Here is a 15,524-nt window from a genome sequence, read left to right as displayed (position 1 = left end):
ACTAAATCTAAGAAAATTAGGAAAATATATGGAGAGAAAGAGAAGGGAAGAAGAAAAAACAAGCCCGATTTTGACATTCATCATCAAAATCGAGCTTGTTTTCTTTTTGAGAGTGGATTATGTCCCACTCCCTTTTTGTATGCTGTATAATGATGATAAACGGACACAACAGTTACTGGCGAATGAGCTGCAGAGTTGATAAAAATCTTTATTAGGAGATGTATGTATGCAAAATCGTTTCAGTTTGTTGGTATCTAAACTTGATATAACGTGAAATCCGTTATATCAATTATTGGAATAAGAATTATGCTATTTAAGACTTTAAATGGCAAACTAGGGACGGCGAAGTTATCTTTTTTAACGATTTGACAGATAGTTTTTGTATATAGAAGCTTTAGCTAAGGATTACTTGGACACTATTGAGGAAATGAATTTTTAGAGATTTTAGTGGAGTTTTAAGCTAGGTCTTAGTCAACGTAAGGGGGATTAGAATGAAGATATTAATTATTGATGATGATCGTGAGCTATGTCGGTTATTGGAGCAGTGCTTAGAGGCGGAGGGCTATCAGGTAACTTCTGCTGCTGATGGAGAAACAGGCTTGGCGCTTGCCGGAGAAAAAGACTTTTCCTTGATTATTCTAGATGTAATGCTGCCTAAGCTAAGCGGCTTTGATGTATTGAGGGAGATAAGAAAAAATAGTGTAGTGCCAATTTTAATGCTGACAGCTAAAGAGCATGAGTCAGATAAGGTCTCCGGTCTTCGGCTGGGTGCAGATGATTATCTAACCAAGCCATTTAGTATTCATGAGCTAGTTGCCCGTGTAGAATCTCAAATTCGCCGTTCGACTCAGTTTAATAATAACAGCCAGACAGCAGCGCAGGTGCTGGAAGTTGGCGCATTTAAAGTTGAGCCTAAATTCCACCGTATTCGATTAAATGAAAGTGTATTAGAGCTGACAGAATTTGAATACAAGCTGCTGCATTTTTTCCTGCAGTATCCAGAACAGGTTTTTACGAAGCAGCAGTTGTATCAGCAGGTCTGGCAGGAAGAATATTTAGAATCTGATAATACAGTAATGACCTGTATTAGCCGAATTCGCCAAAAAATCAATCAGGAAGCAGAGAATAAACAGTATATAGAAACGGTTTGGGGTGTTGGCTACCGGTTCAAACCAGAGGGGAGCTGACCAGTATGACAATATATCTTGCGGCTGCTGGTGTGATTCTTGGGTTAGGTTGTCTCCTGTATCATGCAGCCTATCGTCGGAAAATGAACCAGCAGCTGGAACAAATTAATCGTGTATTGGCGAATTTAGCCAGTGAAAAAAGCTCTCAACAGAAAATTATTCTGGCTGAAAATGAACAGCTAGCCGATATAGCTTTCTCAATTAATCAATTGAATGCACAAAAAAATGAGCGGATCTATGAGCTGGAACAGATTGAACAGTCTCAAAAAAGCTTTTTAAGTCATCTTTCCCATGATATTCGAACACCGCTGACTTCTTTGATTGGCTATCTGGAAGCGTTGGAAGGAGGATATTTGGATGAGCAAAAGCTGATGAATGAGTATCTGCCCTTAATTCTAAAAAAAGCTCAGCAGCTGCAGCGGCTGACAGATCAGATTTTTTTATGGTTTAAACTAGAGGACAGTAAAGAGACGCCGGTTGAGCTGGAAGAACGAAAACCTTTTGATTTGGGCGAGCTAACCAGAGAAATCGCTGCCCTGTGGATTCCCTTGTTTGAAAAAGCTGAAATAAACTATCAAATCGATATTCCTGAAGAGGCCGTCTATCTGTCGCTGGATGAGCTGGCGTATACGCGTGTAATGGAAAACCTGTTAAAGAATTGCCTAATGCATAGTCAGGCTACAGCGCTGCATCTGTATTTAAAAGAAGATGAAAAGACTGTTTATTTGGGCGTTCAAGACAATGGTATTGGAATTTCCTCCAAGGATTTACCGTTTATTTTTCAAAAGCTTTATAAATGTGATCCGGCTCGTTCAGCCTCCAGCTCTGGTTTGGGACTGGCGATTGCTAAGGAGCTGGTTAGTCGGATGAATGGAGACATCAAAGCTGTTAGTGAAGCAGGCTTAGGCAGCTTGTTTGAGGTTTGCCTTTCCAAGGATTCAGGTAATACAGATAGCTAAAATCAGTATTTATTATGATTTGAGTAAGATGTCTGTAAGATTTAGGTGCTATGCTTGAATTAACAGGAAAGGAGCAAGAATTATGAGCAAATGGATGCTTCAAACCAAAAACCTGACAAAGCAAATAAATAATCAGCTCATTTTAGATCATGTGGATCTACATCTGCCGATTGGAAAAATTTATGGTTTATTAGGACCCAATGGGGCAGGAAAAACAACTTTGATGAAGCTGATTCTTGGTCTGCAGCGAAAAACATCTGGAACTATCGTATTTATGGATGAATTGTTGAACCATCACAACAGAGAGATCTATACCCGTTCCGGTTCCTTGCTTGAAGAGCCAGCCTTTTACGGAAATTTAACTGCCTATGAAAACTTGAAAATTTTTGCTGAAATGAGAGGCGTCGCACAAAAGGGTGCTATTGAAACGACGTTGAGAAATGTCCGTTTGGATCAAACCGGGAAAAAGAAGTTTCAGCACTTTTCACTGGGGATGAAGCAGCGGCTGGGAATTGCGGCAGCCCTACTCCATGAGCCAGAGCTTTTGATATTGGACGAGCCGATTAACGGTTTGGATCCGATAGGTATCAGGGAGATTAGAGAGATGCTCATATTTCTAAATCAGAAATATAAGACCACTATCTTGATTTCCAGTCATATTCTTTCTGAAATTGAACAAATGGCTGATACGATTGGTGTCCTGAATAAGGGACGCTTAGTGAAAGAGATCAGTTTAGAGGAGCTTAAAAGCAGCCGAAGAGATTTTTTGAAAGTTAGAGTCAATGATTTAAAACAAGCAGCGTTCTTGTTGGAAGAACGGTTGGACATTCATGATTACGAGGTGTCTGGAAAAAATTATCTGCATATCTATGCAGCAGAAATCAATCCGGCTGCAATTACTAAAATCTTTGTAGAAAGTGGAATTGCTGTCTCTGAATTGTCTCATCAAACCTTCCATCTCGAAGAATATTTCAATCAGCTTTTAGGAGGTGATTCGCATGCTCTCAGCCATTAAAACAGAGTTCCTAAAGCTGAAACGCAACTCGCTGATTATTGTCTGTCTCAGCAGCAGCTTCCTATTTACATTGCTGGCTGTACTAAAAGATGTGGCCTTTCCATCTGGAGTTGAACGAATCAATCAAGAAGACTGGCTGATTGAGATGTTGAGGATTAGTAATTTCCTAGTCATATTCTTTCTCAGCTCAATGGTTCTGGGTTACTTGATTCATCGGGAATATAGTGATCGAACCATTAAAAATCTCCTAGTTACAGGAGTGCCGCGGACAAAAATTATTGTCGCTAAACTGATTGTCTGGCTCCTGCTGCACTGCTTAATATATCTCTTTACCTTTATTGTAGTTTATCTGGGCTATCGCCAAATTTTTGATCTGCAGGATTTAAGCTTTGCAGACATTTCAATCAAGTTTCTGATTTCTACAGTGACTATCGCATTCGTTTTACTACCGCTAGGCTGGATAGGCGTTCGACAGAGACAGCTCTTCTACCCCACCATTTTGGTTGGCATCTTGCTGGCTGTATTGACTGTAATAGGAGTCAGCCTGCCGGGAAGCTGGCCAGTCATTATTCCTTGGTCTGCGGCATTTTCTCTAACAGCCATTGATTTAAGCGGAAGCGAGTTATGGATAGCTTGGCTGTCAGTGAGTACAACTGCCATTGCAGGGCTGCTTCTGACTATTGTTGCTTTTAAACGGCAGGAAATCTAAAAAGCTCATTTTTTGAAATGGGGAATGTGTTAATCGTATGAGCCAGCCGTTAAAACCGAATAAATACGAATCAGCCTCATGAGACAGACATCTATCATGAGGCTGATTCGCATGTATTGCTCGAGCGCTGAATGAGCTTGTTTAACTTTTCATAAGGAATCGTTTTGGCAAAGTGTGGTTACCTGGTGAATGAAGTGGTCGTATAACGAGCGTTCAAAGATCCAGTTTAAGTCAGTTAACCAGCTAATATTGTGGTCATCATTAAAGAAGGGGTGAAGATAATTCCAGATTCTGCGGCGCTCTTCTTCCGGCCAGACTTGGGACCACAGCGTATCCCACTTGATATCGGGTGCTGATTTAAAAAAATAGTCTTCTGAATAGTTTTCAAAATCACCAGCGGTCCAAGTGGAATAATCCATATAGCCGGAACGCATCATTTTTTCAAAAGAATAGTTTTCTCGACTAACGTAGCCGATTTTCTCCCAACAGGTATGGTCTGCATAGTGTTTAACTTTTACAACAACAATTGTGCAGGAAAAATCCCAGTCATCTGGACATAATAATAACGGAATATTTCCATCGGCTTTATTTCTTAGCTGCTTTTGAATGTAGTTCGTTTCTTGAAGCGAGTAGAGCTTTTGATTCCAGACGAAAGACAGCTGAGTTATAACCTCATCCTTAGTGAGGTTATACAATAACTCCGGCAGAAGCTGTTCGTTGATTCGAAGCGTCTGATTATAGTGCCTGTTTGGGGTTAGCTCGATAGATGAGAAGACCATCAGTTCCTCCTTTTACTCAGTAGCCATTTTTTATTATTGTACCATTGAAAATAATCAAAGGGGTGTTAATTGAGGAAAGGAATAAAAAAACGTATACTTTTTATGAGCAGCTGTTTTTGTTTTTTGCTGGTAAAGAGAATAAGAGCTATTTACAGGTGTAAACACACTAATATCAAGGAAAAGCAAGGGAGGCATTTGGCTAATGTCTAGCTTCACGAGCAAGCGATTTTCAGCACTAAGTGCTTGAGAGAGGTCGAGCCAAAAGTGTTTAGCTCTGAGAACCAAGGAGGTACTGTTCAACATCAGCTCATCCTTCACTGTGTTTCACAGCAATAAGACGGATTATCCGAAAATTGTCAAGAAACACTACGAGGGAACCGAGTAGCTGTTGATTGATACCTACTTGGAGCTTTTCATATTTTTGAGATAGTTCGGCTTATTTCCGAGAACTTCAACTCTTAGTGCTTTTAGCACTTAGAAGTTGATGCTATCGGAACGAAGTGTAGTGAGCTACTTTTGGAACGCCGTTTATTCGGATTTTAGAGAAAGAAGAGTTCGGGCATTTACTTATGTCCCAAACTCTTTCTAATGAGGAGGAAGACGATGTATGCAATGGCTAAACGCTTGATTACCGAGAAGGATATCAGAAGAAAGATTACGATTCTGGAAAAGCTAATCAATCATCAGCAGTTGACAGCCAAAGAGCTGGCTGAGGAACTGCAGGTTTCTGAACGAACAGTCTTCAATGATCTTCAAAGCCTGCGTATGGAACTGCCGGAAGGCTGGCAGCTGGAGGCAGATGGTAATTCGGGTCTATCTCTTGTATCGGATAATTTAGGGACCGTTAATGAGGTATGGGAATTCTTTATGAAGGATTCAATAGGTATTTTAATTGTAAAAGAATTACTCACAGTAAAAGAGGTACCTGTTCAATCCTTTTTAAACGATAAAGGCTTATCCTACGAAACCTTGAAGCGGCAGGTGGGCAAGCTGAACAAGGCTCTTAAAAGTATTCATCTGCAAATTAATCTTTCTCAGTCTGCATTTGAATGGGTGGGGGAGGAATCCAGTATTCGGGTATTTTATCATCGGCTGCTAGTGCCATTTACTCATGATAGCTTTTTCTTTGAGGACTACTCAATTCATGAAAGACATTATATCGACTTTTTGGCAAAGCTGGATAAAACGATGCTGGGTATATCAACCGAGCAGATATTTGGAACCTGTTGGTTTTTTATTAATACCATCCGAATTAAGGCGGGCTGTCTAATTGAAGAATTTCGCTTTAATACAGAAGATATTCTTTTTACACTATATAAGGAAAAGTTAGAGCACTTGTATCAATTGGAAGGAATCCGGTTAAAGGGAAAAGAGCAGGAGCACTTCTATGCGTTCTTTTGTTTTTTGGAAAGCTGGAATTACAATGCTTTGACTGACCAGATGAGAGAAACACTGAAGGAAGCTTATGAATCACTGTTTATTGGCTGTGAGCATTTCATCCAGCGTTTTAGTTCCGCCTTCCAACAAAATAAGCTTTCAGACTCTTCTCTATTGGACAATCTGGTGCTTTTTCTGCTGAAATACTATGAATCCAAGCGCTTGTCTGATAAATTTTTACTGGAGTATCAGGAAATTCTTCTACTTAGTCAGGAACGTTTTCCAGCACTCTATCAAGCTGTTTACGATGAAATGAAGAAACAGGGCTTACTGGAACGGCTGCCTCATTCGGATTATGTTGTCAGTGTAGCAGCCTTATTGGTACAGGAAGCGATATTTTCAGTAGCTCCGCGTCGGATTACAGCATATTTCATTTTTCAGGGAGAACCAGCTTGGAAAAGCTTCCTTCTACAGGAGCTGCAGGATATGATTGGCAGCCGGGTACATGTTGAAGCCTTGAATACAGATGAACTGGATGTGTCTCAAATGAAACCAGCGGATATCATCCTATCCAATCAGCCGTTGAAGCATAACTATTCCCAGCAAGTTATTTATATTTCTTCTGTTCCTACCCAAAATGAGCTGCAGACAATCAGAGAAGCTGTCCAATATTTGTATTTATAAAGAGGTTATGAAAAGTGGTTAGCTTCAAGCACCAAGTAGGTACTTTTCATCATCTGCTCTGCTCAAAAGAGCAATTACAGTGATTCTAAGCACCAAGTAGGCACTTTTCATCATCTGTTCTGCTCAAAGAGCAATTACAGTGATTCTAAGCACCAAGTAGGTACTTTTCATCATCTGTTCTGCTCAAAGAGCAATTACAGTGATTCTAAGCACCAAGTAGGTACTTTTCATCATCTGTTCTGCTCAAAGAGCAATTACAGTGATTCTAAGCACCAAGTAGGTACTTTTCATCATCTGTTCTGCTCAAAGAGCAATTACAGTGATTCTAAGCACCAAGTAGGTACTTTTCATCATCTGTTCTGCTCAAAGAGCAATTACAGTGATTCTAAGCACCAAGTAGGTACTTTTCATCATCTGCTCTGCTCAAAAGAGCAATCACAGTGATTCTAAGCAATAAGGCGGAAATTCCGAAAATGACAGGAAACACGAAGGCAAACCATTCGCTGTTGACTGATTCCTACCTGATGTTCCACAAACTTTTTGCGAATTTTCACCTTATTGTCAAAGGAGTTACTTCTGAAACACCGTTTATCCAGGTTTAAGGGACTGAGGCATACTAATGTCACAGTCTTTTTTTGCTTTAAATCAGCAAACGTTTACCTATTTAAAAATGAAAAGGCCTAAATAAAGCTATTGACTTATCTGAAGATTTTTATGATGATAACTGTAGAATCTTTTATTTAACTACTTACTTAAAAAGGAGGACTTAGTATGAAGAAGCGATTAGGGAGTATATTGGTGCTTGCGGTAGTCGTTATTGTTGTTGTTTTCGTTCGAGGTAATAAAAGCCCAGTTCCTGCTGAAACTAAAAGGAGTTCACAGGAAAGCAGTCAGCTATCACCTGTTAAGGAAGAAAAACAGGTAGAATCCCGCACACTGTCTTTTTCTGAGGTAGACAGTGAAGGCATTCATCAAGCATTTGGTTACTTAACGACAGCAGAAATAATTGAATTTTTGCACCAATACAAGGATGAAGAGCGGATTGTTTTGCTGGATGACCATACTGTTCTTAAGGGGAGCGCTATCATAGAAGGCGTAAAGACAACCGTAGAGGTTGATTCCGAAACAGATCCCAATGGAATGACTGTTGCCGATATTAAAGGCCTGTTGGTATCTCGGCAAGACGAATTAGACAAGGCGCTTGAGGAATATTTAGCGGAGCGATGAGCTTTTTAGCAGCTGCATATTCTTGATAGCAAAGAAGTAATTTTCATGGGAGACAATAGCATAAATACAGGTACAAGAGCTGATAGTTGTTTTTAATCAGCTCTTTTTATATGTAAAAATAATCTGTTGATTGTACGGTCTATTTGTTTTTTTGTTCGTAAATTAATAACTTTAAAAAATAAATTTATTTTTTGAAAATATTCTATTGACTTAAAGCATGGTTTCTATGATTATGAAGTTGTATGAAGAAATAATGTGTGAAATATAGCTATTTTGATTTGTCCTTCATCAATAAATACAATAATCGCTGGGAAGTTGATTACTATACTATTTCCAACAATGAAAGCGCAGCGAAGTTTAAGATAACAATTTTTTGATGAAGACGAGGTTTTGAATGACTAAGTTTAATTATAAGGAGAACCCATTATGGAACAGTTGTATGTTGTTGAATTTCAGTTTGCAGACCGTTCATTTTTTTGTTTGTGGTATACAGATGATACGGATGGGTTAATAATTGAAGAAGGTAAATTAATTAAATTTGATAGTATTATTGAGTTGAAAGCATATGTGAAAGAGAAAAAACTGTCACTTGGAACTGGCGTAACTACGTATAATATTGAACATTTAGAAAAGCAGCTTGAAAATGGATTAATGCATGTTGACTGTGAAGAAGTCCTTTTATTTTGGAATATTTCATTAGATATCTCGAATTCACTAGCTTTCCCTTTTTTAGGAACGGATAATTTTCATCATATATACGAAAAATTATTTTATGGGAATAACCTTCCCGCTATTAACACATCCGGTGAAAAGTATGTACCTACATGGAGCGGTGAGGAGATGCATGATATCAAAAATGTTGTTTCTGATGGGGTTAGTATTCTAAAAAAAGAATTGCTAGTATAGAATATTTGAAAAATTAAATGCGGCTTATTTCAAAGGTTATTTTACAGGGGATAAAAGAAGCATTGACTTATATTACGAATAAGGAGGACTGCGATTGTTAAATCACAAATTTCATTTTTATGATGGACACTTTGATTGTAGCTGTTTCAAAGAGGAAGATTTTATCCGAATTTCCGACAAGCTGATAAAAAAAATAGAACCTAGTCTGAAAAACGATGAATTCATTGAATACTCCTCTGATGAAACGGTTTTTGGTCTAAGTCGTTACGGGACAGTATTGGACGAGCAAAATATTAAACGGCTGAAAGCAATTCTGACGTTGAACGCCGAGAATGAAGCTGAGTATAGAAAATTTATGAACTTTTTGAATGCAGCATTGGCTGATAAAAAGCAGGTATTACATTTGGATGGCAGCCCCAGTTACGGGGGCTTAATTCATAATTTTGCATTGCGGGATACGCTATCAGAAGATGAAGATTTTTGGGCGTTTCGAAATGAAACGATTGATATTCAAGATCAATTTATTATGGAAAACTACAACGTATTTAAGAATATTGAGATGTATTGGCAGACGGCTAAGGAATTTGGACCAGGCTTTAACTACTATGGAATAACGGTTATCACACCAGCAATAGCGCAACATTTTCTTGAAGTAATTGCCGATTATTTACATGGAAATGAATCTGAGCAGGCGGCATATTTTATCGGTGAAGAGTGGGATACACTGGAAAGTATTCTAAAAACTGCAGCAGCAGAAAATAAAATTATTGTTCATTTTGGGATATAAGCTTTGGATAATTCTGTAGAAAAAGAGAAGCACCGCTTTTTTGAAATGAAAAATAGTCTGGGACATAACTAAATTCCCAGACTTTTAGTATGCTTAAATCCGAATAAACGGTGAGACAGTAATACATACGAGCACTTAACTGCGACGAGTAACCGCAGGAGCACACGCAAAGCACTTAACTGCGACGAGTAATCGCAGGAGCACAAGCAAAGTACTTAACTGCGACGAGTAACCGCAGGAGCAAATTCTTCGGCAATAAGCCGGAATTTAGCAAAACTTTGTGGTGCACCAGGTAGGAATCAGTCAACGTCGAATGGTTTACCTTCATGTTGACTGTCATTTTCGTAATTTCCTGCTTATTGCTTTGAATCACTGTGATTACTTACTGCGTAAGTAGAGCAGATGCTGAAAAGTACCTACTTGGTGCTTGAAGCTAACCATTTCTGTCTCAACCTCTTTCCATTATTAAAGGGATGTGCTGAATATATCAAGTTCTTTTCTACAAGGATGTACTATCTTATTCTGAATGACTATACGACTGCTTCCTTCCTTTTCTTCTTCGCTATTTTCTTAGAAACAAACTTTTCTGCTTCAACTATCAGGAAAATGCCGATAGTGTTTAGTAGAATTGGCAGGTGTTGAGTGAGAGTCAAGCTAGTTGTGCCTAGTATTTGCTGAGCCATTGGTAAGAGCAGCACGGCACCTTGTAAGAATGCTAAACAGCCAAGAGAGATAAAAAGGGCCCTGTTTTTGAAGAGGCTTTTATTAAGAGACCGGTCAAGCAGCTCCCGACAGTTAATCATGTAAAAGGCCTGTGCCAGAACGATGTTTTGCAGAAGCATGGTCTGCTGAACAGCCAGACTATCTGCTTGCATGGCTAACAGATACGCCGGTACTGTGATGAGCAAGGAAACATATACGATACGGAATAGGCTGTAGGCTGAGAGGATTTGCTCCTTTGGATTTCTTGGCATCCGCTTCATGATCTGCTCATGAGCCGGCTCGAAGCCTAGTGCATATGAAAGTGTAATGGTGGTTACCATATTTACCCATAAAATCTGAACAGGTGTCAACGGCAGCGGCCGATTAGCCATTAAGGCAAAAATGACGATTAATCCTTGTGCTAAAGCTGTTGGCAGGAAGAAATTGATGGTCTTCTTCAGATTATCAAAGATCCGTCTGCCTTCCTTAACAGCCCGTGTGATTGTCGCAAAGTTATCATCGGCCAGCACCATATCTGCTGCTTGTTTACTTACTTCGCTGCCTTTGATTCCCATAGCAATACCAATATCTGCCTTTTTTAAAGCAGGGGCATCATTGACGCCATCACCTGTCATACCAACTACTTCGCCGTTTTTCTGTAGGGCAGTAACGATTCTCAGCTTATGCTCGGGTGTTGTCCGGGCGAAAATATCGATTGCTGTGGCTTGCTTCTGAAGCTCTTCATCGGTCAGGTAATCAATGTCTTTGCCTTCCAAAACATGCGAGGTGTGACGCAGTCCAATCTGTTTGCCGATGGCTTGAGCGGTATCTTTGTGGTCACCAGTAATCATTTTTACAGAGATACCCGCCTGCAGGCTTTCTCTGACAGCCTGTACGGCTGACTCCTTCGGTGGATCAATAATTCCAGTTAAGCCAGCCATTGTTAGATTTTCCAGGCTTTCGTGGGAAAGCTCCTCATTCACTGGAAGATATTTTACAGCTAAGCCAAGAACCCGGCGGCCATTTTGAGCCATCTCCGCAGCTTCTTTTTCCCAGTAGCTTTTTTCTGAAGGGGTTAATTTCGCTTTCTGAAGAAGAACTTCCGGTGCGCCTTTGATATAAATAACATGGTTTTCTGTTGATGCTTCATGCAGGGTGGCCATGTACTTGTAGGAAGAACTAAAGGGAATTTTATCCAGCTTCGCCAGTAAAGGAGCTGAAAAGCTGTCTGCATATTTCAGCAAAGCCAGCTCTGTAGGATTGCCGCTCAACTCTTCAATGGTTTGCTCCTCATTGAGCTTTAGCTCCTGACAGTTGTTCATAATAGCAGCCAACTGAGCTTCCGCCTGTGTTTTTTCCATATCTTTGGGCAATACCAGGTCAACGACTGTCATTTCATTTTTGGTTAGTGTTCCTGTTTTATCTGAGCAGATGACCGTCATTGCACCGAGTGTTTCTACAGCAGGCATACTTTTAACAATTGCTTTTTCCTGTGCCATTTCCTTGACGCCCATGGAAAGAATCATGGTGAGAACTGCCGGCAGACCTTCAGGAATGACTGCAACGATCAGGGCAATACTGGCGGAGAGAATCAGGTTCAAATCCATTCCGTATCTAAAGGTTGTAAAGAATACCAGAAATAAGATAAAGAAAATCAAGCCTTTAAAAATCTGTTTGTTCAGCTGATTCATTTTTCTAATTAGTGGTGTTGTCTGCTTTTGTACGGATTGTAGTGCAGCATTAATTTGACCAATCTCAGTTTTATCGCCAGTCTCTACTACGATACCTTTACCTGAACCAGCTTGAACGAGTGTGCCTGAAAAAGCCAGATTACTTCTGTCTCCTAAAGGCGTATCTGCTGGTAATTCCTCGGTTTGTTTTTCTACTGGTAAAGATTCACCAGTTAAGGCAGATTCCTCGATGATTAGCTCATGGGTTTCCAGAATACGGATATCTGCCGGGACGACATCTCCAGCATGGAGCAGAACAATATCCCCTGTAACTAATTGAGTAGAAGGAATGGTTTGTCGGCCTCCTTCGGACAATACAACGGCCTCTTGTCCCATCATTTGCTTTAAACCGTTCAAGGATTCCTCTGCCTTTCTTTCCTGAAAATAGCCGATTAAGCCGTTGATAACAACTACTGCAAGGATGATGCCCATTTCTGCATAGCTGCCGGTTATTCCCTTGAGAAAAGCAGCGCCCATTAAGACCAGCATCAGTAAATCGGTAAAATGCTTTCCGACTTTCTGCCAGGTCTTCAGCTGATTCTTTTCACTAAGAATATTTTCCCCTTCCTGCTGCAGCTTGTGTTGCCTTTGCTGCTTCGTAAGACCTGTGGTTGCTGCGTTTAATTCTTGTGTCGTTTTTTCTATTGTAAGATTATGCCATTTCATCATTTGTTCCCCCTATAATTTTATATAGTCTGCCTACTTATTCTATCTAGGAAGCATAGCTTTGCTGTCCGATATAGAAAAATAGAAGTGTATTTGATTTGTTTAACAGAAACTATAGTTGTAGTATACGGGGATTATGTCTATTTTTTAGGTCAGCTTTTTCAGAGAGGTATGAAAAAATCTGTTTGGCTTAATAAAATGGTGAGAGGGCGGCTGTAAGAAGCGTAGGTAAGACGAACAGGAGTGGGACATAAAAATCTTCAACTTTTTCTACTCCTAAAACCTGAATAAACGGTAGTCTCAAAGCTGTCTCTTTGAAAATAAGCCGGACTACACTGAAAATGTGTATGGAACCATTTTTAGTGTAGTCCGGCTTATTTCTTGAAGCAAAACACTTTTAGCTCAGCTTTAATTTTCTATAAGATATTGAGCGGATTGCTGGCAGTAATCATAGAAGCGCTGGACTGCCGGCGTCATCTTACGGTCTTTTTTTGTAGCAAGATAAATATAGCGCGGCAGCAGTGTATCTGAAATCTGTAATTTTTTGACTGGGTAGGCTGAGATTGAAGGAATATCCGGCATAATAGCAATACCATAATCACAGCCGACAAATCCCAGAATACTATGGTCTTCCTCCGCTTCGAAAACAATCTTCGGTTTGATTTGCTGGGCTGCCAACACCTCGTCAATATAAGGGCGGATGCCGCTTTGCTTATTATAGTAGATGAAGGCTTCTTGTGTTAGGACCTTTAAGGAAACCTCATCTTTATTTGCGAGAGGATGTTTATTTGGAACGACAACGACAATTTCCTGCTGGACCAGACGGTTGAATTGTATTGATGGATCTTCAGCGACCTTGGAGCAGATGGCAATGTCAATCTCATCTATTTTCAACAGTTCCAGAATATCAAGAGAGTTTCCCTGAGAAAAGTTGAACTGAATTTTGTGGTTTTCTTCTATACTTAGAAAATCCTTGGTCAGCTGAGGAGCTAAAATAGACCCCATCGTATAAATAAAGCCCAGCTGAATATGTCCTGTCTGAGGATCCACCATTTCCTGAATGAGGCGTTTTCCTGTATAGAGTTGTTGGAGTCCGGAAACTGCATGTTGATAAAACAGCTTCCCGTATCTTGTAAGGTAGATGTTGCGGCCCTTTTTTTCAAAAAGCTTTGCGCCAAGCTCTTCTTCCAGCATGGAAATGGCGTGGCTGATGTTTGGCTGTGAGGTATTTAACTGTTCAGCAGTTAGGCGCATATGCTCTGATTCAGCAAGAGCGATGAAGTATTCAAGATGTCTCAGATTCATAATTGGATCACTTCCTATGTAATGATAAATGAAGTTTATCATTTGCTGGTCAAAAAAGCATTAGTATTTTTCAAAAAAATGGGTTATCCTATGTAATAAAAAGGAATTGAAAAAGAAAGTGGGATATAAAGTGAAAAACATCACAAAAGGAAGGGCTATAAACGGGAAACACCGGTACTTGCCGCTGGTTGCAGGCTTGTATTTTAATTATATTTTTCAGGGAATGGCAGCGATTATCATTTCCCAGAATATGTCAGCACTGGCGAAGCAATGGCAGGCTTCCACTGCTCAGGTAACCTTAGTTATCAGTGCCATTGGACTGGGCAGAATTATCAGCTTATATTTCTCTGGTTATTTTTCTGACCGCTTTGGACGTAAAAAAACAGTGATGATTGCGATTTTCTCATATTTTATTTTCTTTTCCGGTATGCTGCTGAGCACAAATTATCAAACTGCGATGGTCATTGCCTTGTTTGGCGGCTTCAGCAATGCCTTTTTGGACACTAGTACCTATCCAACACTGGTAGAGTCTTACCCCAGCGAGAAAGACAACAGCTCATTAAGCGTGTTGAATAAAGCCTTTATTTCGTTGGGACAGTTTCTGCTGCCGCTGATGACTAGAGTCATCATTACTGAGGAGCTTTATTACGGCTGGCCGTTTGTTTTATGTATTGTTTGTTTATTCTTAAATGTTATTTTCTTATGGTTTCAAGCATTTCCCCCATTGTCTACTATTGATTTGTCAAAACAAAAAGACGAGGAAACACTGGTGGAGGCACAGCAGCTCTGTACCTCAAAAGCCAGTTTTAAAATTGATGGGGTTGCATTGATGGCCTTCTCTTTTGTGTCCGTTTCAATGTTTAATATTTTTATCCTGTGGATTCCAACCTTTGCTGAGCAAACAGGAATTGCTAATCAGCAGGACAGTCTGACTTTTGTTAGTATCTACAGTATCGGTTCCTTTGTCTCCGTTTTTTTAACCTCTGCAATTGTTAAAAAGGGGGTTAATATTGCCGCTTTAATGGTTTTTTGTACAGGGATTACCGCTTTAGCGCTTATTTACATGAATCTATATCCAAGCTTTATTGTTGTTGTAATTGCCGCTCTCTGTGTAGGTGTTTTCGCTGCAGGAGGTATCTGGCAGCTAGGGCTAGCGCTGATTTTAGAATTTTTTCCGCAGAAAAAAGGAAGGATTACCAGCTTATACTCCTTGGCAACTTCGGTTTCCGTAATGATTACGCCCTACCTAACTGGAGTGATGGCAGAGAAGGATATTCAGCTAGTCTTCTGGTACGATGCCGTCCTGACGTTAATCGGATTGGGGGCAACAATAGTGATTGCTGTTCGGTATAAAGCGATGAATAAGGAAGGTCAGGTATTACAGATAAAGGTAAGTGAATAACTGAGGCGGATGTGATAGAGCTGTTCCGCCTTATGCCTCAAAACTACTTCTTTAGAAAGTAAGGTAGTTTTGGGTACACTGTATATTCA

13 protein-coding genes are annotated in these 15,524 nt (G+C 39.9%); 10 read left to right on the top strand and 3 right to left on the bottom strand.

The genetic code is table 11. The features are described from left to right. The 5 genes from AC1Z3K_RS17200 to AC1Z3K_RS17180 all read left to right on the top strand — a co-directional run. A partial coding sequence (locus AC1Z3K_RS17200) for a hypothetical protein (protein WP_461733420.1) occupies positions 1–199 on the top strand: 199 nt, incomplete at its 5' end. Positions 200–491: 292 nt separating this feature from the next. Continuing rightward, on the top strand, positions 492–1,187 hold the full coding sequence (locus AC1Z3K_RS17195) for a response regulator transcription factor (RefSeq protein WP_461733419.1): 696 nt from the start codon (positions 492–494) through the stop codon (positions 1,185–1,187). 5 nt (positions 1,188–1,192) lie between these two features. Continuing rightward, positions 1,193–2,146, top strand: coding sequence for a sensor histidine kinase (locus AC1Z3K_RS17190; RefSeq protein WP_461733418.1), 954 nt, complete (start codon positions 1,193–1,195; stop codon positions 2,144–2,146). Positions 2,147–2,228: 82 nt separating this feature from the next. Continuing rightward, a complete protein-coding gene (locus AC1Z3K_RS17185) occupies positions 2,229–3,161 on the top strand; it encodes an ABC transporter ATP-binding protein (protein ID WP_426082032.1) in 933 nt (310 codons plus the stop codon). Further along, complete coding sequence (locus AC1Z3K_RS17180; RefSeq protein WP_426082031.1) at positions 3,145–3,870, top strand: ABC transporter permease; 726 nt, start codon at positions 3,145–3,147, stop codon at positions 3,868–3,870. The genes AC1Z3K_RS17185 and AC1Z3K_RS17180 overlap by 17 nt, the downstream gene beginning before the upstream one ends. A 149-nt stretch (positions 3,871–4,019) precedes the next feature. On the opposite strand, the gene AC1Z3K_RS17175 is transcribed toward AC1Z3K_RS17180, so the two are convergent. Next, positions 4,020–4,649, bottom strand: a complete 630-nt coding sequence (locus AC1Z3K_RS17175; protein ID WP_461733417.1) for a hypothetical protein — start codon at positions 4,647–4,649, stop codon at positions 4,020–4,022. Between the two features lie 603 nt (positions 4,650–5,252). Between AC1Z3K_RS17175 and mafR the strand changes: the two genes are divergently transcribed. The 4 genes from mafR (at position 5,253) to AC1Z3K_RS17155 (ending at position 9,630) form a co-directional block, all read left to right on the top strand. After that, positions 5,253–6,710, top strand: a complete 1,458-nt coding sequence (mafR, locus tag AC1Z3K_RS17170; protein ID WP_461733416.1) for a global transcriptional activator MafR — start codon at positions 5,253–5,255, stop codon at positions 6,708–6,710. Between the two features lie 771 nt (positions 6,711–7,481). Next, entirely contained in the window at positions 7,482–7,937 is a 456-nt protein-coding gene (locus AC1Z3K_RS17165; RefSeq protein WP_461733415.1) for a hypothetical protein, read from the top strand. A gap of 426 nt (positions 7,938–8,363) precedes the next feature. Beyond that, a complete protein-coding gene (locus AC1Z3K_RS17160) occupies positions 8,364–8,843 on the top strand; it encodes a hypothetical protein (RefSeq protein WP_461733414.1) in 480 nt (159 codons plus the stop codon). Between the two features lie 94 nt (positions 8,844–8,937). Beyond that, positions 8,938–9,630 carry a hypothetical protein gene (locus tag AC1Z3K_RS17155; protein WP_461733413.1) on the top strand — a complete coding sequence of 231 codons (693 nt, stop codon included), beginning with the start codon at positions 8,938–8,940 and terminating at the stop codon, positions 9,628–9,630. Between the two features lie 530 nt (positions 9,631–10,160). Here AC1Z3K_RS17155 and AC1Z3K_RS17150 read toward each other — a convergent pair. Together AC1Z3K_RS17150 and AC1Z3K_RS17145 are read right to left on the bottom strand one after the other, a co-directional pair. After that, positions 10,161–12,728, bottom strand: a complete 2,568-nt coding sequence (locus AC1Z3K_RS17150; protein ID WP_461733422.1) for an HAD-IC family P-type ATPase — start codon at positions 12,726–12,728, stop codon at positions 10,161–10,163. Between the two features lie 408 nt (positions 12,729–13,136). Continuing rightward, complete coding sequence (locus AC1Z3K_RS17145) at positions 13,137–14,033, bottom strand: LysR family transcriptional regulator (protein ID WP_461733412.1); 897 nt, start codon at positions 14,031–14,033, stop codon at positions 13,137–13,139. 130 nt (positions 14,034–14,163) lie between these two features. Between AC1Z3K_RS17145 and AC1Z3K_RS17140 the strand changes: the two genes are divergently transcribed. Continuing rightward, positions 14,164–15,435, top strand: a complete 1,272-nt coding sequence (locus AC1Z3K_RS17140; protein ID WP_426082009.1) for an MFS transporter — start codon at positions 14,164–14,166, stop codon at positions 15,433–15,435. Positions 15,436–15,524 lie beyond the last annotated feature (89 nt).

The sequence above is a fragment of the Enterococcus sp. LJL128 genome, from assembly GCF_056924295.1.
Note: the sequence above shows the minus strand (reverse complement) of the source record. Positions and strands in the feature narration are given on the sequence as shown.